Consider the following 20,756-nt stretch of genomic DNA (forward strand, 5'->3'; position numbering starts at 1 on the left):
CCTTTCCCCCGTACGCCGACGGTACGGACTCTAGATCACCCAGCGCCGCCAACCCGGCATTCACCTGCGGGGAGTCGCGGGTACACGTTCGGGCGGCTGATGATTCATGCCATTCGTAAACTGACAGTTGACATAGAACCGCTGTCTGACGACGATCGAGGCGGCACCATTAAGTGTGAATTTACGTAGGTCGAAAGACCGCGGGTCGGGAGGTGGCCCCAGATGAGCATCGAGCCCAGGGCGCAAGTGGCCCCAGAGCGCGTGCTGCCAGGCCCGGTGCCCGTGGCGCCGGAGGCGGCCGCGCAGCAGCGCGTGGTCCAGCGGATCTGCGCCAGGGTGGCCCCCGAGGGCATGGAGATCGGCGTCGGCGATCTGCCGCCCGGCGGGCTGCAGGTGTGGATCGAGACAACGGTGGACGCCGGCGCCGCGCCGGAGCCGTGGGTGCTGCACCACCGCATGGCCCGCGAAGTGGCGCTGGTCGGCTGGCACTGCGAGGCGGACGCCGACCGCCTGCTGGTCCTCGGCTGGAGCGCCGCCTGCCTGCACAACCGCGTACGCCTGCTGCAGAGCGGGCTGCGCCGCCTGGCCGACTTCGAGCACACCGCGCAGCGGGCCGTGCAGCTCGACGGGCAGGACCCGGACGGCGAGCCGCCCGCGCTGGTGGCCACGACCGTCTGCGCCTCGATCGAGCGGCGGCTGCGCTGGCCGGAGCGGCTGGCCGAGCTCGCCGGGTACGAGCGCAGCTCCGAGCTGCCGCACCTGCAGCTGCTCCTCGCGCAGGTCGCCGGCCTGGAGGCGAAGGTCGCCCGGGCCTGCGAGGAGCACCTCGTCATGGCGCGGGTGCTCGCCCGGGCCGTCTGCGAGCAGTACGCGCGGCACCGCGACCTGCCCCGCGCGCAGCGGGACGTGCTGGCGGAGTCGCGCCGCTGGGTGCACGCCAGCACCATGATCCGTGGCTCGGCCGGCGCCCGGCCGAGCGCTCCAGGCATCGGCCGTCCGCACATGGGGCTGGCCGAACGCCGCATCGCCGCGAGCGTCATCAACCACGGCGTGCCACGCGTGACCCGCGCGGCCGCCGCCCCGCGGGCCGAACACCTCGGCCGTACGGAGGACGCACGCTGACCCCGATCCGCTCAAGGGCGAGCGGTCACCCGGAAAACCCCATCCGAGTCCGGTAGGAGAGCTCCCGTCATGCGAACCCCCCCGCACCTGCCCGCCCGCGCCAGGCGCGAGCACCGAGACACCGAGCACCGAGACGCCGGGCACGTCCGGCGTCACCCCTACGGCCTGCACGAGATCCCCGCGCAGGCCGGGCCGCGCGACACGCTCGCCCTCCCCGACACCCTCCCCTCCGACGAGCCCGACGAGTACGTCGAGCAGCGGCTGCTCGAGATCAGGGAGATGTCCAACCAGGCCATCGGCTCCATCGACGACCTGCTCCAGCACACTGCCTGAAGTGTGCCCCCATCGAGCGATATCTGATCTTTGAGGAGAGTCATGCAGGATCTGTCGCGACCGGAGCTGAGGTCGCGTGACGTCGGGGGACACCAGCCACGCTCCCTGGCGGGCATCGAGACGCCGCGCACGCTCGACGAGGTACGCGCGCTCGTCCGCCAGGCCATGACGGCCAGGCGCCGCCTCTACCCGATCAGCACCGGCAGGAACTGGGGCATGGGCTCGGCCATGCCGGTCACCGACGACAACCTGGTCGTCGACCTCGGCGGCATGAACCGCGTACGCAGCCTCGACCTCGAGGCCGGCTTCGCGGTCATCGAGCCGGGAGTGACCCAGGCACAGCTCGCCGAGGTGCTGCGCGGCACCCCCTGGATGCTGAACGTCACCGCCTCGTGCGCCGACACCTCCGTCATCGGCAACGCGCTCGACCGGGGCGACGGCTGCATCCGCTCCCGCGTCCACGACGTCGCCGGGATCGAGGCCGTGCTGGCCGACGGCAGCGTCGTCACCACGGGCGGGCTCGACCCCGCGGGGCGTTACCACGGGCGGGTCGCCGGCCCGGACCTGACGTCCTCGTTCGTCCAGCACAACCTGGGCATCGTCACCGCCATGGCCGTCTCCCTCGTGCCGCGCCCGCAGACCGTCGCCCTGGTGCACGGCCGCATCCCGCGCGACCAGGCCGGCGTCGCCGTCGGCGCGATGACCGGGTTCCTGCGCCGCGGCAACCCGGCGGAAGGGCTGATGCGGGTGCGCGAGCTGTCGCTCACGCCCGGCCACGGCGACTGGGTGCTGCCCGCCGGGGTCGACCCCTCGCTGTTCACCATCCTCGGGCCGCTCATGGGCAGCGACGCCACGGTCGAGCTGGCCGAGGAACTGCTCCGCAAGGCGCTGATCGAGGTCGAGGGCGCCGAGGCGCTGCGCGTGGTCGACGCCGCCGAGGTCGACGCCGGCGACCCGCTCTACCCCAGAGCGCTCATGTCGCAGGGCATCCCCACCTGCATGGGCGTGCACAACGCGCTCGGCGTGACCTCGTGCGACCAGATCGACGAGGGCCCGATGGGCTTCCTCGCGCTGCTGCCGCTGATGCCCATGCACGCGCGGAAGACCGAGCACGTCCTGGCCGCCCTGCAGACGGCCGTCGACGCGCACACCACCGCCCTCATGGTCGAGTGGAACCTGGTCAGCAGGCACATGGCCAACGGCGTCATGCAGATCTTCTTCGACCGCGGGGCGCCCGACGCCGCCCACCGGGCGCACCAGCTCCGCAACGACGGCAGCTGCGTCCTGCGCGCCAACGGCTGCGCCATCTACCGCTCCGACATCGACCACGCGGCCGCCGACGTCTGGTCCGAGACCAGCACCGCCAGCCTCGGCATGCTGCACCGGCTCAAGACGGCGCTCGACCCGGACGGCCTGCTCTCGCCCGGCCGGTACGGCGCCTGACCCCACCCGTCCGGCTCCGCCGTCCGCACAGCCGGAGTGTGCCAGGCGGCGGGGCGACCTGAGATCGACAGCGAAGATGGAGGGACCACGTGCGTTCGTCACCAGCGGCCGTCCGGGGAACGAGCACGGCCGGCGCAGACCGCCGACACGGCGTGATGCTGCGGCTGGTCGGTGCGGGTGTCATGTTGACGGTGATGGCCGACACCACGGCCACCACCCTGGCAGTCGGAGTGCTGCGGTACACGCCCGCCGGCGCGGGCATGCCGCTCGGTGACCTCGTCTGGCTGACCAGCGCGGCGTTCATCCCGATCGCGGCGCTGCTGGCCACCGCGGGCCGGTGGGCCGACCTGTTCGGCCGCCGGCGGGTGCTGGCCGTCGGCCTCGTGGTGTTCGTGCTCGGCGGGATCGCCGCCGTCGCCGTGGAGCCCTGGTCGTACGTGCTGGCGGCGCGGGCGGTCCAGGGCGCGGGAGCGGCCGCGATGATCCCGGCCAGCCTCGGCCTGCTGCTGGGAGAGCTGCCGGAGTCGGAACGGCGCGGCGCGATCGCCTTGTGGAGCTCCGCGTCCGGCCTCGGCTGCCTGCTCATGCAGGCGGGCGGCGGCTGGCTGGCCGCCTCCGTCGGATGGCGGGCGCTGTTCATCCCCGACGTCGTCATCGGCGTCGCGCTGCTGATCGCCTGCGCCTGGCTCCCGTCCGGCAGGCGGGGCGGCGCCAGGGGCGTCCCCGACGTGCTGGGCGCCTGGCTGCTCGCGGCCGGCATCGCCATCATCGTGCTGGCCATCTCCAAGGCGATGGCCTGGGGCACGGACGTGTTGTGGCTCGCGCTCGCCGCGCTGGCCCTGCTGGGCGGCGCGCTCGCGCAGGCCAGGCACCACCGGCTCCCCGCGATCGACCTGGCCCTGTGGCGGCGGCCCCGCTTCGTCTGGGGCTGGCTGGCGACCTGGGGCTTCGGCGCGCTGTCGTACGGGCTGCTGACCGTGCAGCCGCTCTACCTGCTGCACCTCGGCTACCCCATGCTCGAAGTGGCCATGTGGCTGACGCCCACGTCGGTGGCCGTCGTCGTGTCGAGCTTCCTGGCCGGGCGGCTCATCAAGCGCGTCGGCCCGTACGGGCTGATCTACGCGGGCTCCCTGCTCTGCGGCGGCGCCTGCGTGCTCGTACTGGTGCAGTCGGGGCCCACCGTGTGGGGCCTGATCGCCAGCGTCGTGGTCGGGGTAGGCGTCGGCGCGCTCGCGCCCGGCACCTCCGTCGCCACGACCCTCGCCGCCAGCCCTCACCAGTACGCCTCCGCCGTCGGCTCGGCGACCATGGCGCGCATGGTCGGCGGCGCCGTGGGGGTCGCCGTGGTGTCGGTCGTCATCGACCACCCGTTCATGACCGGCCCCTTCGCCGGCCTCGCGGGCGCGCTGGCGCTGTGCGTGGCCATCTCCGTGTTGATCGGCGCGCTGGCCCTCACCAAGATCACCAAGATGCGCCCCGACCCGGGCGACGTCATGGTCAAGGTGCCGCGCAAGCTCCTGCTCGAACTGCGCATGACCCTCGCCACCGTCGCGGCGGAGGCGGACGCTCTGCTGCCGGTCGAGACCCGCACACCCCCCACGACCACCCCACCGGCCCCGCGGCCGGACGCCCAGCCGGTTTCCCCCGCGGACACCCGGATGGGCCGGGTCCCGCTGCCGCGGGCGGCCGGAACAGGCCCGCTCGCCGGCACCCGCGGGCCTGCGAACTAGTTCAACCTTCAGAAGGGCTCTCGTCATGGCAACCACATCGTGCGACGTGGCCATCGTCGGCGCCGGGCTCGGCGGCTGCTTCCTGGCCCTGTTACTGGGCCGCCGCGGACAGCGCGTCGTCGTCATCGAGCAGGGACCCTCGGTCCCCAGCGCGGGCGCCGACTTCCTCAAGCCTCCGGGCCAGCGCGTGCTCGCCCGTCACGGGCTGGCGGACCTCGTCGAACGCCATGGCCTCAGGCGTGACACCATCCGCTACTACCACGACGGCGACCCGATCAGGGAATGCCGCTTCCCCGACGGCGGCTTCCTCATCCGCCCCTACCGCGAGCTGGTCGAGCTCATCTACACCTCCTGCGCCATGGAGGGCGTCGAGTTCTGGTTCGACACGAGCATCGACGACATCGCGATCGGCGACGGCCGGGTGGAGGAGCTGAGGCTCTCCGACGGCCGCACGCTCAGGGCCGGCGTCGTGATCGGCGCCGACGGCACCAGGTCCGCCGTACGCCGGGCGCTCGACATCGAGCAGCAGACGATGCCGTACGAGCGGCTGCTCATGCGGGTGGCCACCGTGCCGCTGACCGCCAGCGTCGCCCGGCTCAACCGGCTCTACTTCAGCTCCGAAGGCTGGCTCGCCTACCTCTACCCGCTCAACAGGGACCAGGCCAGGGTGTTCGTCGGCCTGCCGCCGGAGGACGACAAGGAGATCTTCCAGGACGGCATCCCCGTCCTCATCGACACGTTGAAGAAGTTCGTCACCGACAGCTCGGACGCCTTCAACGCCCTGCAGCCCGCCACCTGGCAGCGGATCAAGGTCTCGTCGCTGCGCGTGGCCGCCTACCACAAGGGCAACGCCGCGCTGCTCGGATCCGCCGCCTTCGCCTGCCACCCGATGACGGGCATGGGCATGAGCTACACCCTGCACGACGCCGAGATCCTGGCCGACGTCATCTGCACGGCCGGCGGCGACCACGACCTGCTCGACCGGCTGCTCTACGCCCGCTACGAGCCCCGCAGGCACGCGCACAGGGAGCTCATCGACTACGGAGACGCGCTGGCCGCCACCTTCCGCGACCGGGCCGCCTATCTCGGGGCCTTCCGCCCCGACCTGCACGTCCACGGCGACGCCGCCGCGCCCGAGGAGGTGCCGGCCCTGCCATCGATCTGAGCCGTCGATCCGAGCCGTCGATCCGAGCGGCCGATGCGAGCCGGGCGTCCCCGCCGCCCGCCCCACCCGGAGGGTACGGCAGCCCAGGCCCGGGCGGCGGGGGCGTCGTCCCGGCACCCGTGGTAGGGCCTGCCCCACCACGGGAAAGGGTGGCAGCGGGGTCACACCAGGTCGCATCGTCAGCGATGCTGTACGTATTCCCCGTACGACGCATCAGCATCGGAGAAGACTTTGACCGTGGTGGACACGTCCCGTGCCCGGCCATCAGGAGAGAGAGGAAGCGACTTCGCCAAGCTGGCGCGCCGTATGGCGCAGGAGGGCCTGCTGGACAAGCGGCCAGGCTACTACGCCGCCAGGATCACCCTCGTCGCCGGCCTGTTCGCGGGAAGCTGGGCGCTGTTCGCCTGGGTCGGCGACTCGTGGTGGCAGCTCGCCGTCGCGGTCCTCATGGCCGTGGCGTTCGGGCAGGTCACCCTGCTGGCCCACGACCTGGCGCACGGGCAGATCTCCCGCTCGCGGCGCACCAGCAGGATCGCCGGGCTGATCACCGGAAACCTGGCCATCGGGCTCAGCTACGGCTGGTGGATGGACAAGCACACCCGCCACCACGCCAACCCCAACCACGAGGACCACGACCCCGACGTCTCGCCCGACTTCCTCCTCTGGTCGGAGAAGCAGGCCGAGGCCAGCCGGGGGCTGCCCAGGTTCGTGGGCCGCTGGCAGGCGTTCCTGTTCTTCCCGCTGCTCACCCTCGAAGGGCTGAACCTGAAGGTGTCGAGCTTCCGCGCGCTGCGCAGGAAGTCGCTGAAGAACAGGAGACTCGAAGGGCTGCTGCTGACCGGCCACGTGCTGGCCTACGCGGGCGCGCTGCTCCTGGTGCTGCCGCCCGGCCTGGCGCTGGCCTTCCTCGCCGTGCACCAGGCGTGCTACGGCGTCTACCTCGGCTGCACGTTCGCGCCCAACCACAAGGGCATGCCGGTGCTCACCGCCGAGGACGAGCTCGACTTCCTCCGGCGCCAGGTGCTGACCTCCCGAAACGTCCGCGGCGGCCGCCTGGTCAACACCGCGCTCGGCGGCCTGAACTACCAGATCGAGCACCACCTGTTCCCGAGCATGCCCACCGCGAACCTGCGCAAGGCGCAGCCCATCGTCAGGGACTACTGCGAGTCGCTCGGCATCGACTACGTCGAATGCGGCCTCTTCCGGTCCTGGGGGCAGGCACTGCGCCACCTGCACGAGGTGGGCCGGCCCCTGCGCGCGACCGCCAGGGCCTGAGGGCCGGGCCCCGCGAGGCGCCGGGTGGTGGAAGGCGGGACAGCCAGGGCCTGACGGCCCGCCCGGCGATGTGCCGCGGGTGGTGAGGACGCGGGACCGGCCGCCCCCTGTGTCAGGATGGCGCTGTGTCCCTTCCGCCATCATCCGCGCTCCCGGCGGCGTCCGGGCTGCGGCTCGCGCGGGCCGTCGTGTTCGCGGCCGCCTGCGGCGCGGTGTCGGCCGGCGGGCACGCGCTGGCGGGCGGCGGGCCGGTGCCGCTCCCGGTCTACGCCGCCGCGGTGCTGGCGGCGCTCTGCCTGGCCTACCTGATCGACGGGCGCGAGCGCGGGCCCGTGGCGGTGCTCGCCGCGACCACGGGCACTCAGACGCTGCTGCACCAGCTCTTCGAGCGGCTGGCCCCCGCCCCCGCTCCCGAGCTCGCGCACGCGCACCCGGGGCCGGGCATGGTGCTGGTCCATCTCACGGTCGCGGCGCTGACGGCGTGGTGGCTGCACCGCGGCGAGCGCGCGTTGTGGCTCATGATCCGCCTGTACGCCACGCCGCCGCCGGTCATCCGGCTGCTCGTCGCCGCCCCCGTCGAGGTCGCCCTGCCGTCATGGCGGCCCTCCACTCCCGACGTCCCCGCGTACGCGGGAGAGATCGTCTCCGGAACGGTCAGCAGGCGCGGCCCGCCAGGAAAGGTCCAGCGTACGCGCTGAAGCTCGCCGCCCTGCCAGCATCCGGACGCCGGCGCCACGGGCGCGGTCGTCCGGGGGACCCTTCTGGAGACCTTTCATGGCATTCCTGCCATCCACCATCCGCATGATCCGCATGACACGCATCCGCACGGCGGCGCTCGCGGCGCTCGCCTGCATGCTCACCGGCCTGCTCACTCTCGCCCTTCCCGCCGCGCCCGCCCACGCCCATGACAAGCTCAAGAGCAGCTCTCCAGCCAAGGACGCCGAGGTGTCCGCGGTCGAGGAGATCGAGCTCGAGTACACCGCGACGGTCAAGTTCCCGTTCGTCGTGCTGCGCGACGCGGCGGGCGAGCAGGTCGCGCTCGGCGAGCCCCGGCTCGACGGGCCGAAGGTGTCCGCCGCCGTGCCGCAGCCGCTCGACCCCGGCCCGTACGTGATCGCCTGGCGGGTCGTCTCCTCCGACGGCCACCCCATCGAGGGGGAGATCCCGTTCACCGTGAAGGGCACGCCCTCCTCGTCCGCACCGCCCGCTTCCGCCGAGCCGGCCCCTTCCGCGCCCGCCACCGCGAGCGGGCAGGACGCCGCCTCCTCGGCGGCCGCCTCCTCGGAGGCGGCGCCGTCCGGCGTGCCCGCGTGGATCTGGGGCGCGCTGGCCGTGCTCGTCGTGCTCGGCGCGGTCGTCGCGCTCAGGGCCGCCCGCCGCCGCCCAGGAGGAGAGGAGCCGGATGCTCAATGAACAGGCCGGACAGGCTGCTCGCCGCGCACGGCCGGCTGGACGTCCACGAGAGCCTGTCGCTGTGCTGACCGGGGGTCACCGGCCGTCGAGGCGGTCGACGGCGTCGCCGTAGACGCCGGGGCTGCGCTCCGCCTCGCCGATGAAGTCGCCGGGGAAGCCCAGCTCGAAGCCGACCGCCGACTCCAGCCGCCGCACCGCCTCGCCGGGCAGCTCCACCTCGGTCGCCCCCAGGTTGTCCTTGAGCTGCTCGGCGCTGCTCGCGCCGAGGATCGGGTGCACCCCGCGCCGCAGCACCCACGCGATGGCCACCTGCGAGGCGGTGACGCCCAGCTCGGCGGCCACCTCCGTCACGGCTCGCGCCGCCGTACGGTCCCGCTCGGTTAGGGAGCCGGGCGACAGTCGCGACGCCGCCGCGTCCGGCGCGTTGTAGCGGCCCGACAGCACGCCGTGCGCGAGCACCCCCCACGCCGCCACGCTCATCCCGTACGCCTGCGCCATCGGCAGCAGCTCCCGCTCCACGTCCCGCGACAGCAGGCTGTACGGCACCTGCAACCCGGCGAACGGCGTCCACCCGCGCCACTCGGCCAGCGTGTTGGCCCGGCTCGCCACCCAGGCGGGGGCGTCGGAGATGCCGGCGTAGAGCACCTTGCCCGCGCTGACCGCGTCGTCCAGCGCCCGCATCGTCTCCTCGACCGGGGTGTGCCGGTCCCAGACGTGCACCCAGTAGAGGTCGATGTAGTCGGTGCGCAGCCGCCGCAGGCTCTGCTCCAGCGACCGGACGAGGCTCTTGCGGTGGTTGCCCGCGGCGTTCGGGTCGGTGCCGTCGATGGTGCCGGTGTACTTCGTGGCCAGGACGTAACGGTCGCGGCGGCCCTGGAGCACCTGGCCGACGACGTTCTCGCTCTCGCCGTACATGGAGGCCGTGTCCACGACGTTGCCGCCGGCGTCGGAGTACAGGTCGAAGGTGCGCCGCACCTCCGGGGACGCCTCGCGGTAGGTCATCGCGCCGAGGAAGAGCTGGGAGACCCTGAGCCCGGTACGGCCCAGCAGACGGTAACGCATCATGGGAGCACCCTCCTGGCACGGACGGCCGGTGCTCCGGCCTGCGGTCGAGTCGTGGACGTCATGCGCACCACCCTCCCGGGAACCGCGCGGTCGAGGGAGACCGCGCCGGGACTGGCCCTGCCGGGGCCACGATAGGGCGAGGCGGATGTTCCGTACACTCGGGCACGTGAGCGACAACGAGCTGGGCGCCTTCCTGCGCTCCCGCCGCGAGGCCGTCAAGCCCGCCGACGTGGGGCTTCCCGGCGGCACGCGGCGGCGCACGCCAGGGCTGCGCAGGTCCGAGCTGGCCACGGTGGCCGGCATCAGCGTCGAATATCTGACCAGGCTGGAGCAGGGGCGCGACCGCAACCCGTCCACGCAGGTGCTCGTCACGCTCGCCGACGCCCTGCGCATGACACAGGAGGAGCGCCTGCACCTGCGCAACCTGGCCAAGATGGCCGGCGGCGGCGTCGCGCTGTGCATGTCGGCAGGGCAGGAGCCCTCCCGCGACGTGCGTCCCACCGTGCGCGCCCTGCTCGACCGCCTGGAGCCCGCCCCCGCCGCGGTGCTCAACAGGCTGGGCGACGTGATCGCCCACACCGAGGGGTACGCGCGGCTCTTCGAGCCCCTCGGCCTCCTGGACGGAGACCCGCCCAACGTGCACAGATTCGTGTTCGGGGACGAGCGGGCCAGGGACGCCTACCCGGAGTGGGAGCGCGTCGCGGCCGAGCACGCCGCCCGGCTGAAGCTGGTCAGCGGCTACGACGACCTCTACGTCGACGACCTGGTCTCCGAGCTGTCGTTCGCGGCGGGGGAGGCGTTCACGTCGTGGTTCGCCGCCGCGCCGCTGACGCCGCCGACGGTGCCGGTGGAGCGGGTGGCCCATCCCGGCGTCGGCGAGCTGCGGCTGTCGCGCGAGACGCTCGACCTGCCGGACGGCGAGCAGAGCATCGTCGTCCACCTGCCGGCCGGCGCCGACGCCGCGGGCGCGCTCGACCGCCTCACGGGCCGCGTCCCGGGGGCCCTGCACACGGTGAGCGGCTGACCTCGCGGCCGCTCACTCGCGGACGTCGAAGCCCAGCGCGGCGGCCACGACCGTGGCCTGGAACGGGTCGATGACCGCGCCGGTCATCGTGACCGCGCGCGGGTCGAGCGTGCTGAGGTCGCTGCCGCGAAGGTCGCACCCGGTCAGGTCGGCGCCGCGCAGCGACGCCCCCGTCAGGTCGGCCCGCCGCAGCTCGGCCCGCTCCAGCCGGGCGCCCGCCAGGTCGGCCTCGCGCAGCCGGGTGCCGTGGAAGGTGCTGCCCCGCAGATCGGCCCCGGCCAGGCCGGTGTAGGACCAGTCGCCGCCCTCGACCTTCAGCAGGCCGTACGTGCAGCCGTCGAACACGCTCCCGGTGAGCTTGCACCCGGTGAACGTGGCGTCGAACAGCGAGCACCGCGTGAACGTGCAGTTGAGGAACTTCGCGTCGGTGTGCTCCGACACGTTGAACCGCACGTTGCTGAAGTGGCACTCCTCGAACGAGGATCCATGGTCGACCAGCTCGGTCATGTCCACGTCCTGGAAGAGAACCCGGCGATGGCTCTCGCCGGAGATCTCGAGCGTGTCCCAGTCCGTGGACCAGACCGTCTTCTCTGTGGGGTGTGCCATGCGAACAAGCTAGCGGATCAGGCCCGCTTCGCGATGGCGGTGATGAGCGGCTGCACGGCCTTGGCCGCCAGGGGCCCGAACGCGGCCAGGATCAGCACGTACGCCGCCGCCAGCGCTCCCAGGTCGGGATGCGCGCCCGCGCCGACCGCCAGACCGGCGATGACGATGTTGAACTCACCGCGGGGGACGAGCGCGATGCCCGCTCGTGCCTGACCGGCCCTGGCGATGCCCGCCCGTTTCGCCGCGTACATACCGGTGACCACTTTTGTGATCATGCTGACCAGGGCCAGCAGCGCGGCCAGCCCGGCCACCGGCAGGATCTTCGCCGGGTCGGTCTGGAAGCCGAAGAACACGAAGAACACCGCGGCGAACAGGTCGCGCAGCGGCGCCAGCAGCGCCTGCGCGTCCTCGGCCAGCTCGCCGGAGAGCGCGATGCCCACCAGGAACGCGCCGACCGCCGCCGACACCTGCAGCTGCTGGGCGAGGCCGGCGACCAGCAGGGCCAGGCCGACGACCTTGAGCAATAACACCTCGGAGTTGGGGCTGGACACGAACGCCTCGATGAAGCGCCCGAACCGCAGCGCCACGACCAGGACGATGCTGACCGTGAGCAGCGCGATGCCCACCGAGATCGCCCCGCTCACCAGGCTCAGCCCGGCCAGCATGGTCGTCAGGATCGGCAGGTAGACCGCCATCGTGAGGTCTTCGAACACCAGCAGCGACAGGACCGTCGGCGTCTCCCGGTTACCGATCCACCCGAGGTCCGACAGCACCTTGGCGGTGATGCCGGACGAGGTGGCGTAGGTGACGCCGGCCATGGCCACCGCCGCGACCGGGCCCCAGCCCAGCAGCAGCGCGATGATCGCGCCGGGCGCCGCGTTGAGCACCAGGTCGACGATGCCCGCGCGGGCGTTGCTCGTGAGGCTGGTGACGAGCTCGTCGGCGTTGTACTCCAGGCCCAGCGTCAGCAGCAGCAGGACCACGCCCAGCTCCGCTCCGACGGAGATGAACTCCTCGCTGGTGGCCAGCGGCAGCACGCCGCCGGTACCGAACGCCAGCCCGGCTATCAGGTAGAGGGGGATGGGGGAGATGCCGCCGCGCAACGCCAGCGCGCCCAGCACTCCGAGACCCAGCAGTACTGCACCGAATTCGAGGAAAAGGATCGCGGTATGGTGCACCCGCGGCCCTACCCTTCTGCCAAAATGCCGGCGACCTCGGCGGTGGTGTCCTCGCTGCCGACGACGACCACGACGTCGCCACCGGTGAAGACGAAGTCGGGTCCCGGGCTGGCGACGACCTTGCCGCTGCGCACGACGGCCACGATGGAGGCGCTCGTACGCGTGCGCACACGCGCGTCCCCCATGGGGCGTCCCACGTACGGGGAGTCCGCCGGAATCGGCAGTTGCACGCTGACCAGGCCCTCGACCTGCTCGTGCAGCTGGTTGAGCCGCTGCACGATGCGGGGCGCCCCCAGGAGCTCGGCGAGGGTGTCCGCCTCCTCGTCATTGAGCTTGACCGTATGGCAGACGGCGTCGGGGTCCTCTTTGTCGTAGATCACGAGGTCCCGGCGCCCGGTGCGGTGGGACACGATGCCGACCCGCTGTCCTTTGCGCGTCGTGAAATCGTGCCGCAGACCGATGCCGGGCAGTGCTGTTTGTTCGACCTCCACCTGTCCCACCTGTTCAAATCCGTATTTTTCCGGACAACCCTACCAATGCATTACCCGCGCTATACACACGCTTACCGAACCCGCCGGCCACACCTGCGCGGGCCGGTTCGCGGCCGGTCGCGCCCCCAGCCGCGCGCTGGATGGTGACTCGTGGGAGACTGCTCAACGGCGCAACGTGACGAACCCGTTCGACGGACGGCCGACCGGCCGCACGAGACCCCCCGAGAGCAGAGGAATGGGCAGCAAGGAGGCGCAGCCGTACACCGTGGACACCCGGTTGCCGGAGGAGATGGGCAGCATCACGGCGTCGCGGCAGATCGTCGGTGAGGCCCTGGCCGCCCGTGGCTACCAGGGGCGGCACGAGGACGTCCTCCTGGTGGTCTCCGAGCTGGTCACCAACGCGCTCGTGCACGGCGACGGCCCGCCCTCGCTGCGCATGCGGGCCGACGCGTCTGACGTGCGGATCGAGGTGGGCGACGCCGGCGCCGAGCTGCCCCGGCCCCGCGAGCCCGGCCCCGGCGACGGCTGGGGGCTGCACGTCGTCAGGCTGCTGTCCACCGGGTGGGGCATCGCGCCGGCCGAGGACGGCAAGACGGTGTGGTGCGAGCTCACCGCCGACCTCACCCGGAGCCCGGCGGAGCTCTGATCCGCCCGCCGGTGACGTGACCCGTCCGTACGTGCGGCCGGTCAACGATCCGTGCCGGAGGATGCGGCCCGGACGATGCAGGCCCGGACGATCCGGGCCGGTCGTCAGGGGCCGGTCGTCAGGGATCCGGCGCGGTGTCCTGCTCGGGTCCCGTGCCGATCAGGGCGAGGGCCTCCCGGGCGATCTCCCACTCCTCGTCGGTGGGGACGACGAGCACGGCCACCTCGGCCCCGGGCGGGGACACCGCGCGCTCCCCGGCCGACGCGGCCCGGTTGAGCGCCGGGTCGACCGCGATGCCGAGCCGGCCGAGCCCGGCCAGCGACTCGGCGCGGGTGGCGGCGTCGTGCTCGCCGACCCCGCCGGTGAACACGATCGCGTCCACCCGGCCCAGCAGCGCGTAGTAGGCGCCGACGTACTTGCGGATGCGCCGGGTGTAGATCTCCAGGGCCAGCCGCGCCTCGTCGTCGTCGCGGGCCCGCACCTCGCGCATGTCGCCGCTGCCGGTGAGGCCGAGCAGGCCGCCCTGGCGCCCGAGCGCCTCCTCCACCTGCTCGGCGTCCATCCCGTTCACCCGGGCGAGATAGCCGCTGACCGCCGGGTCGACGTCGCCCGAGCGCGTTCCCATGACCAGGCCCTCCAGCGGGGTCAGGCCCATGGAGGTGTCGACGCTGCGGCCGCCGGAGACGGCGGTGGCGCTGGCGCCGTTGCCCAGGTGCAGCACGATGAGGTCGAGCCCGGCCAGGTCGCGGCCGAGCAGGGCGGCGGCGCGGCGCGAGACGTAGGCGCAGGAGGTGCCGTGGAAGCCGAAGCGCCGCACGCCCAGCCGCTCGCGCCAGTCGCGCGGCACCGCGTACGTGTGCGCCGCCGGCGGCAGCGTCAGCTGGAAGGCGGTGTCGAACACGGCCACCTGGGGCACCCCGGGGAAGGCCGCGCGCGCGACCCGGACGCCGGTCAGGTTGACCGGGTTGTGCAGGGGCGCGAGCGGCGCCAGGCGTTCGATGGCGGCGATCACGGCGTCGTCGATGAGCACGGCCCGGGTGAACGTGGTGCCGCCGTGCACGACCCGGTGCCCGACCGCGACCGGGCTCAGCTCGGGCCCGGCCGTCTCGAACGCCTTCATGACCGCGTCCAGGCCCTCGGCGTGCCCGGGGAAGCGGGCCCGCCTCTCGTGGGCGGGCCCGTCACCGCAATGGTGCGTCAGGCGCCCCTCGTCCTCGCCGATGCGCTCGACCAGGCCCCTGGCGGGGCGCTCGCGGGTGCGGACGTCGATGAGCTCGTACTTGATGGACGAGGAGCCGGTGTTCAGGACGAGGATGCGGCCGGCCACGTCCACGACCTTATGTCGGCGGGGTCCTCGCCGTGCTCGCGCGTGTGGGCGCGGGCGCGCAGCCGTTCGTCGCTCATGTGCTGGCGCAGGTGCGCCTGGGTGGAGCCGAGCCCGGGGACACGGTCGATGACGTCCATGACCAGGTGGTAGCGGTCGATGTCGTTGAGCATGCACATGTCGAAGGGCGTGGTCGTGGTGCCCTCCTCCTTGTACCCCCTCACGTGGATGTTGTCGTGGCCGGTGCGCCGGTAGGTGAGCTGGTGGATGAGCGAGGGGTAGCCGTGGAAGTTGAAGATGACCGGCCTGTCCGTCGTGAAGAGCGTGTCGAACTCGGCGTCGGACAGGCCGTGCGGGTGCTCCGACCGGGGCTGGAGGCGCATGAGGTCGACGACGTTGACCACGCGCACCTTCAGCTCGGGCAGGTGCTCGCGCAGCAGCGCGGCGGCGGCGAGCGTCTCCAGGGTGGGGACGTCGCCGGCGCAGGCGAGCACCACGTCGGGCTCGCCCCCCTGGTCGGTGGAGGCCCAGGGCAGGATGCCGAGGCCGCGCGTGCAGTGGGCGACGGCCTCGTCCATGGTGAACAGGTCGAGCACGGGTTGCTTGCCGGCGACCACGACGTTGACGTAGTCGCGGGAGCGCAGGCAGTGGTCGCCGACCGAGAGCAGCGTGTTGGCGTCCGGCGGCAGGTAGACCCGCACCACGGAGGCCTTCTTGTTGACCACGACGTCGAGGAAGCCGGGGTCCTGGTGGCTGAAGCCGTTGTGGTCCTGGCGCCACACGTGCGACGACAGCAGGTACGTCAGCGACGCGACCGGCCGCCGCCACGGGATCTTCCGCGACGACTCCAGCCACTTGGCGTGCTGGTTGAACATGGAGTCCACGATGTGGATGAAGGCCTCGTAGCAGTTGAACAGCCCGTGGCGGCCGGTCAGCAGATAGCCCTCCAGCCAGCCCTGGCACTGATGCTCGCTGAGCACCTCCATGACGCGCCCGCCGGCGCCGAGGTTCTCGTCGGTGGGCAGCAGCTCGGCGTTCCAGGCCCGGTCGGTGACCTCGAACACCTCCTGCAGCCGGTTGGAGGCGGTCTCGTCCGGCCCCATCAGCCGGAACGTGTGCGGATTCGCGGCGATCACGTCGCGCAGCAGCCCGCCGAACACCCGCGTCGGCTCGGTCTCCTGCACGGCGGGCGACTTGACCTCGACCGCGTGGGTGCGGAAGTCCGGCAGCCGCAGCGGCTCCAGCAGCTCGCCGCCGTTGGCGTGCGGGTTGGCGCTCATCCTGCGCGGCCCGGCCGGCACGGTGCCCGCGATCGCCGGGACCGGGCGCCCGCCGGCGTCGAACAACTCCTCGGGGCGGTAGGAGCGCATCCACTCCTCCAGCATGGCCAGGTGGGCGGAGTTCTCGCGCACCTTCGCCAGCGGCACCTGGTGGGCCCGCCAGGTGCCCTCGACGGGCTTGCCGTCCACCTCGCGCGGCCCGGTCCACCCCTTCGGCGTGCGCAGGATGATCATGGGCAGGCGGTCGGCGTCGCCGGCCTTGTACGCGGCCATCTCGTCCCAGACGGTGTCGAGCGTGCCGGCCATCTCGGCGTGGTCGGGGCCGACCAGATGGGGGCGGTGGCCGTACCCCTCCATGAGTTTGATCAGCTCGTGCTCGGGGATGCGGGCGAGCACGGTCGGGTTGGCGATCTTGTATCCGTTGAGATGCAGGATGGGCAGCACCACGCCGTCGCGGCGGCGGTCGGCGAACTTGTTGGCGTGCCAGCCGGCGGCCAGGGGGCCGGTCTCGGCCTCGCCGTCGCCGATGACGCAGGCCACGACCAGGTCGGGGTTGTCGAAGGCGGCGCCGTAGGCGTGCGCGAGCGAGTAGCCCAGCTCGCCGCCCTCGTGGATGGAGCCGGGCGTCTCGGGCGCGACGTGACTGGGCACGCCACCCGGGAAGGAGAACTGGCGGAACAACCGCCGCATGCCCGCGACGTCCTGCGAGACGTCGGGGTAGCGCTCGGTGTAGGTGCCCTCCAGCCAGGCGTGCGCGACCGCCGCCGGGCCGCCGTGCCCGGGACCGGCGATGTAGATCATGTCCTGGTCGCGCTCGTTGATCACCCGGTTGAGGTGGGCGAAGCAGAAGTTCAGGCCCGGCGTGGTGCCCCAGTGGCCGAGCAGGCGCGGCTTGATGTGCTCCGGCCGCAGCGGCTCGCTCAGCAGCGGGTTGTCCAGCAGGTAGATCTGTCCGACGGACAGGTAGTTGGCCGCCCGCCAGTATGCGTCTATATGCTCCATGCTCTGCTGCTTCCTCTGGAGAGCGAGCTGAATCCACTTTCGCCGGGCAAGGTGCGGGAGTCCCGCGTACGCAAAAGGTCTCCTCCGCCACGCGCGGAATCAATCCCGGAGGGTACGTGGTTACGGGACGATGGTGATCGGTTTGGCGACGCGAGGAGGAAGAGCGTGAACGGCGACATCACCCGGAGCCAGGAGTGGGCGGCCCTCGACAAGCACCACGGCGAGCTGGCCGGCAAGCAGTTGCGCGAGCTGTTCGCGGACGACCCGGGCCGCGCCGAGCGCATGACGGCCGCCGCCGGCGACCTCTACCTCGACTACTCCAAGCACCGCGCCACGCGCGAGACGATCGACCTGCTGCTGGCCCTGGCCGAGCGGGCCGGGCTGCGCGAGCGGATCGCGGCCATGTTCGGCGGCGAGCACATCAACGTCAGCGAGGACCGCGCCGTGCTGCACGTCGCGCTGCGCATGCCCCGCGACAGGCGGCTGGTGGTCGACGGCCAGGACGTCGTGGCCGACGTGCACGCCGTGCTCGACAAGATGAGCGCCTTCTCCGGCCGGATCCGCTCGCGGGAGTGGAAGGGCGCCACGGGCAGGCCCATCGAGACCGTCGTCAACATCGGCATCGGCGGCTCCGACCTGGGCCCCGCCATGGCCTACGAAGCGCTGCGCGACTACGCGGACGCGGGCATCGCCGCCAGGTTCGTCTCCAACATCGACCCGGCCGACATCACCGGCGCCCTCGCCGGGCTCGACCCCGCGACCACGCTCTTCGTGATCAGCTCCAAGACGTTCACCACGCTGGAGACGCTGACGAACGCCAGGGTCGCGCGCCGCTGGCTGGTCGACGCGCTGGGCGAGGACGCGGTGTCCCGGCACTTCGTGGCCGTCTCCACCAACGCCGCGAAGGTCGCCGAGTTCGGCATCGACACCGACAACATGTTCGGCTTCTGGGACTGGGTCGGCGGCCGCTACTCCTTCGACGGCGCCATCGGCCTCTCGCTGATGATCGCGATCGGGCCCGAGCGGTTCCGCGAGATGCTGGCCGGTTTCCACGCCGTCGACGAGCACCTCCGCACGGCGCCGTTCGAGGCCAACCTGCCGGTGCTGATGGCCCTGCTCGGCATCTGGTACAACGACTTCTTCGGCGCGGAGACCCGCGCCGTGCTGCCCTACAGCCAGCGGCTGCACCGCTTCCCGGCCTACCTGCAGCAGCTCACGATGGAGTCCAACGGCAAGTCCGTGCGCGCCGACGGCGCTCCCGTGACCGCCGCCACCGGCGAGATCTTCTGGGGCGAGCCGGGCACCAACGGCCAGCACGCCTTCTACCAGCTGCTCCACCAGGGCACCCGGCTGGTGCCCGCCGACTTCATCGGATTCGCCGAGCCCTTCGAGGACCGTGAGGGCATGCACGACCAGCTCGTCGCCAACCTGCTCGCGCAGACCTCGGCGCTGGCGTTCGGCAAGACGGCCGAGGAGATCGCGGGTGAGGGCACCGCGGCCGGGATCGTCCCCCACAAGGTCATGCCGGGCAACCGCCCCTCCTCGACCATCCTCGTGCCCAAGCTGACCCCGTCCACGCTGGGCCAGCTCGTCGCCCTGTACGAGCACATCGTCTTCGTCGAGGGCGCCGTCTGGGGCGTCGACTCCTTCGACCAGTGGGGCGTGGAGCTGGGCAAGAAGATGGCGCTCGACCTGGCGCCCGCGCTCACCTCCGGCGAGCCGCCGCAGGTGAGCGGCGCCGCGCTGCCCGACCCCTCCACCGAGCGGCTCGTACGCCGATACCGCGAGCTGCGCGGCCGCCGCGTCTGAGGCTCCGCCCCGCGTCGCTGGCCAGGCCGGCGGCGCGGGGCCACGATGGGGGCATGGACATCATGCAGCTGGTGGAGCAGTCCAAGGACGCGGCGACCGTCAACCGCGTGTTCGGCGAGCCCATTCACCACGGTGACATCGTCGTCATCCCCGTCGCCAGGGTCGCCCAGGGAGGCGGCGGCGGCCAGGGGCGGGGCACGAAGGAGAAGGACGAGAAGGGGGAGGGCAGCGGCGGCGGCTTCGGGTTCAGCGCCACTCCCGCGGGCGTGTTCGTGCTCAAGAACGGCGAGGCCCAGTGGCGGCCCGCCGTCGACGTCAACCGCATCGTCATCGGCGGCCAGATCGTGGCCGTCGCGCTCCTGCTGACCGTGCGCTCCATCCTCAGGCGGCGCCGGCGGCGCAGGCACTGACCGCCGTCCCGCCGCCGGGACGGACGGGTGACCCCGGCGATCGAGAGGGCGCTGAAGACGGACGTTGCTCAGGCGAGGGGCCTGCCGGCGAAGGCGCTGAACGCGGTGCTCGGCTACGTCATCGGAGGTGGCCAGGCGTCAGCCGTAACCGTTGTCGCGGATGGGGGCGCGGGCCGTAGTGACGGTCCGCGCCCCCTCGTTGCCGCAGCTGAACTCGCCGGGTGTGCGGTAGCTCCGGCTGTACATTCATCGCGATGGATTTTGTTATCCGCTATGCGTGTGGGCGGTCGTTTGCAGACCGGCGACCTGGAACTCAACAGCAGAGATCCGGTTCGTCAGGTTCGAGACGGCTGTATTTACCTGGTCTTGCAGCGTGTTGAGTTTCCCAGTGAGCTGAGATATCTGCTGCTGGACTTGAGATGCGGCAGTAATCTTTTGTTCGAGTTCGATGAGCCGCTGCAGAATGTTGACGTTCTGGACGAACAGATTTTTTGTGACGACGGCGTCGCCGATAAAACGTCCCGCGACCGGGCCGATGCCACACACACCCGCGCCATCGCGGTTGGTGGCTGAGACCGAGCCGACTACACCGCTGCCATTAGGGACCTCGGTGAAGCCGAACACTCCGTTGCCTGCCGGAGCGCCGTTTGCTGGTGCGGCGGCTGTGGCGCTGTTATGGCCCAGAAGCCCGTTACGAGCGCTGTCGTGGGCGAACGCCTGCACGGCGTCCCCGTGATTGCTATGGGCCTGTACCCCTACCCCGCCTTCGGTGAACGCGGCCACGCCCACCTCGGGTCCCGTCCCGAAGACGCCCCTACCGGATGGCGCATTGCAGGCTCCCCACACGCCCGTGCCGCCGGGAACATCGGTGACGCCGAAGACACCGTTCCCGCCGAGGCTTCCCTCTGGGACGGGCGCCTTGGAATCGTTGATGGCCAGGAGCGCGCTGGCGTTGCTGTCATGGGCGAACGACTCGGTTGCGTTGCCGTGATTGCTATGCGCACGGATGCCGGCGCCTCTCTCGCTGAAACCGCTCACTCCCGCCTCTGGCCCGTTGCCCTGCACACCCACGCCCTGCTCCGGATGGTTGCAGGCGCCGAAGACTCCCGACGCGGGTGCTACGGTGAGCCCGAAAACCCCGCTGCCTCCAACGCTTCCAGGCGGAGGAGGGTCCTTGGATTCGTTCCTGGCGAAGATCCCTGACTTCGCGCTTGACGCGGTGAACGCAACCACTCCATCCTCGGTGGGTGCGGTTCCGATTGATCCTGGCATTGGCCTCAGCCTCCCGTATGTTTTGCCAGCCTGGGACGGAAGGACCTATGGGCATATGCATATCCCTTGCTCGGGCGATATGGGATTCCATGTGCGCGGTCCACCCATTTCCTGTCCAGTCATGTGGTCGATAAACAGAGCGCTCGTGGTCGGGAACTCCATGTCGTA

At 71.8% G+C, this 20,756-nt stretch carries 19 protein-coding genes; 12 read left to right on the forward strand and 7 right to left on the reverse strand.

Annotated elements, in window-relative coordinates; genetic code table 11:
- Nucleotides 1-222: 222 nt before the first annotated feature.
- The 8 genes from ABGB14_RS18165 (at nucleotide 223) to ABGB14_RS18200 (ending at nucleotide 8,481) form a co-directional block, all read left to right on the forward strand.
- On the forward strand, nucleotides 223-1,122 hold the full coding sequence (locus tag ABGB14_RS18165; protein WP_347619218.1) for a hypothetical protein: 900 nt from the start codon (nucleotides 223-225) through the stop codon (nucleotides 1,120-1,122).
- 69 nt (nucleotides 1,123-1,191) lie between these two features.
- Nucleotides 1,192-1,455, forward strand: a complete 264-nt coding sequence (locus ABGB14_RS18170) for a hypothetical protein (protein WP_347644848.1) — start codon at nucleotides 1,192-1,194, stop codon at nucleotides 1,453-1,455.
- Nucleotides 1,456-1,497: 42 nt separating this feature from the next.
- A complete protein-coding gene (locus ABGB14_RS18175) occupies nucleotides 1,498-2,898 on the forward strand; it encodes an FAD-binding oxidoreductase (RefSeq protein WP_347644849.1) in 1,401 nt (466 codons plus the stop codon).
- A gap of 89 nt (nucleotides 2,899-2,987) precedes the next feature.
- A complete protein-coding gene (locus ABGB14_RS18180; RefSeq protein WP_347644850.1) occupies nucleotides 2,988-4,628 on the forward strand; it encodes an MFS transporter in 1,641 nt (546 codons plus the stop codon).
- A 25-nt stretch (nucleotides 4,629-4,653) separates the two neighbouring features.
- Nucleotides 4,654-5,793, forward strand: a complete 1,140-nt coding sequence (locus ABGB14_RS18185) for an FAD-dependent monooxygenase (RefSeq protein WP_347644851.1) — start codon at nucleotides 4,654-4,656, stop codon at nucleotides 5,791-5,793.
- Between the two features lie 306 nt (nucleotides 5,794-6,099).
- Entirely contained in the window at nucleotides 6,100-7,068 is a 969-nt protein-coding gene (locus ABGB14_RS18190; protein ID WP_347645169.1) for an acyl-CoA desaturase, read from the forward strand.
- A 125-nt stretch (nucleotides 7,069-7,193) separates the two neighbouring features.
- The gene (locus ABGB14_RS18195) at nucleotides 7,194-7,766 is read left to right on the forward strand and encodes a hypothetical protein (protein ID WP_347644852.1); all 573 of its coding nucleotides are present in this window, start codon (nucleotides 7,194-7,196) and stop codon (nucleotides 7,764-7,766) included.
- A 76-nt stretch (nucleotides 7,767-7,842) separates the two neighbouring features.
- Nucleotides 7,843-8,481: a copper resistance protein CopC gene (locus tag ABGB14_RS18200; protein ID WP_347644853.1), complete on the forward strand. Its 639-nt coding sequence runs from the start codon at nucleotides 7,843-7,845 to the stop codon at nucleotides 8,479-8,481.
- A gap of 75 nt (nucleotides 8,482-8,556) precedes the next feature.
- Here ABGB14_RS18200 and ABGB14_RS18205 read toward each other — a convergent pair whose 3' ends face one another.
- On the reverse strand, nucleotides 8,557-9,543 hold the full coding sequence (locus ABGB14_RS18205; RefSeq protein WP_347645170.1) for an aldo/keto reductase: 987 nt from the start codon (nucleotides 9,541-9,543) through the stop codon (nucleotides 8,557-8,559).
- Between the two features lie 169 nt (nucleotides 9,544-9,712).
- Here ABGB14_RS18205 and ABGB14_RS18210 point away from each other — a divergent pair, with 169 nt between their 5' ends.
- Nucleotides 9,713-10,570: a helix-turn-helix transcriptional regulator gene (locus tag ABGB14_RS18210; RefSeq protein WP_347644854.1), complete on the forward strand. Its 858-nt coding sequence runs from the start codon at nucleotides 9,713-9,715 to the stop codon at nucleotides 10,568-10,570.
- Between the two features lie 12 nt (nucleotides 10,571-10,582).
- Here ABGB14_RS18210 and ABGB14_RS18215 read toward each other — a convergent pair whose 3' ends face one another.
- From ABGB14_RS18215 to ABGB14_RS18225, 3 genes are read right to left on the reverse strand one after another with little or no spacing between them, the layout of a single operon-like run.
- Nucleotides 10,583-11,176: a pentapeptide repeat-containing protein gene (locus ABGB14_RS18215; protein ID WP_347644855.1), complete on the reverse strand. Its 594-nt coding sequence runs from the start codon at nucleotides 11,174-11,176 to the stop codon at nucleotides 10,583-10,585.
- A gap of 17 nt (nucleotides 11,177-11,193) precedes the next feature.
- Complete coding sequence (locus tag ABGB14_RS18220; protein WP_347644856.1) at nucleotides 11,194-12,354, reverse strand: cation:proton antiporter; 1,161 nt, start codon at nucleotides 12,352-12,354, stop codon at nucleotides 11,194-11,196.
- Between the two features lie 8 nt (nucleotides 12,355-12,362).
- Entirely contained in the window at nucleotides 12,363-12,845 is a 483-nt protein-coding gene (locus ABGB14_RS18225; RefSeq protein WP_347644857.1) for a cation:proton antiporter regulatory subunit, read from the reverse strand.
- A 235-nt stretch (nucleotides 12,846-13,080) separates the two neighbouring features.
- On the opposite strand from ABGB14_RS18225, the gene ABGB14_RS18230 reads away from it, so the two are divergent.
- Complete coding sequence (locus ABGB14_RS18230) at nucleotides 13,081-13,491, forward strand: ATP-binding protein (RefSeq protein ID WP_347644858.1); 411 nt, start codon at nucleotides 13,081-13,083, stop codon at nucleotides 13,489-13,491.
- A 118-nt stretch (nucleotides 13,492-13,609) separates the two neighbouring features.
- Here ABGB14_RS18230 and ABGB14_RS18235 read toward each other — a convergent pair whose 3' ends face one another.
- Together ABGB14_RS18235 and ABGB14_RS18240 are read right to left on the reverse strand one after the other, a co-directional pair.
- The gene (locus ABGB14_RS18235) at nucleotides 13,610-14,818 is read right to left on the reverse strand and encodes an acetate kinase (RefSeq protein WP_347644859.1); all 1,209 of its coding nucleotides are present in this window, start codon (nucleotides 14,816-14,818) and stop codon (nucleotides 13,610-13,612) included.
- On the reverse strand, nucleotides 14,794-17,097 hold the full coding sequence (locus ABGB14_RS18240) for a phosphoketolase family protein (protein WP_347644860.1): 2,304 nt from the start codon (nucleotides 17,095-17,097) through the stop codon (nucleotides 14,794-14,796). The genes ABGB14_RS18235 and ABGB14_RS18240 overlap by 25 nt, the downstream gene beginning before the upstream one ends.
- Before the next feature lie 165 nt (nucleotides 17,098-17,262).
- On the opposite strand from ABGB14_RS18240, the gene pgi reads away from it, so the two are divergent.
- A complete protein-coding gene (pgi, locus tag ABGB14_RS18245; RefSeq protein ID WP_347644861.1) occupies nucleotides 17,263-18,906 on the forward strand; it encodes a glucose-6-phosphate isomerase in 1,644 nt (547 codons plus the stop codon).
- Between the two features lie 53 nt (nucleotides 18,907-18,959).
- Nucleotides 18,960-19,316: a spore germination protein GerW family protein gene (locus ABGB14_RS18250; protein ID WP_347644862.1), complete on the forward strand. Its 357-nt coding sequence runs from the start codon at nucleotides 18,960-18,962 to the stop codon at nucleotides 19,314-19,316.
- Nucleotides 19,317-19,580: 264 nt separating this feature from the next.
- On the opposite strand, the gene ABGB14_RS18255 is transcribed toward ABGB14_RS18250, so the two are convergent.
- Entirely contained in the window at nucleotides 19,581-20,387 is an 807-nt protein-coding gene (locus tag ABGB14_RS18255; protein ID WP_347644863.1) for a hypothetical protein, read from the reverse strand.
- Nucleotides 20,388-20,756 lie beyond the last annotated feature (369 nt).

Source organism: Nonomuraea sp. B10E15 (assembly GCF_039871615.1).
Lineage (GTDB): Bacteria > Actinomycetota > Actinomycetes > Streptosporangiales > Streptosporangiaceae > Nonomuraea.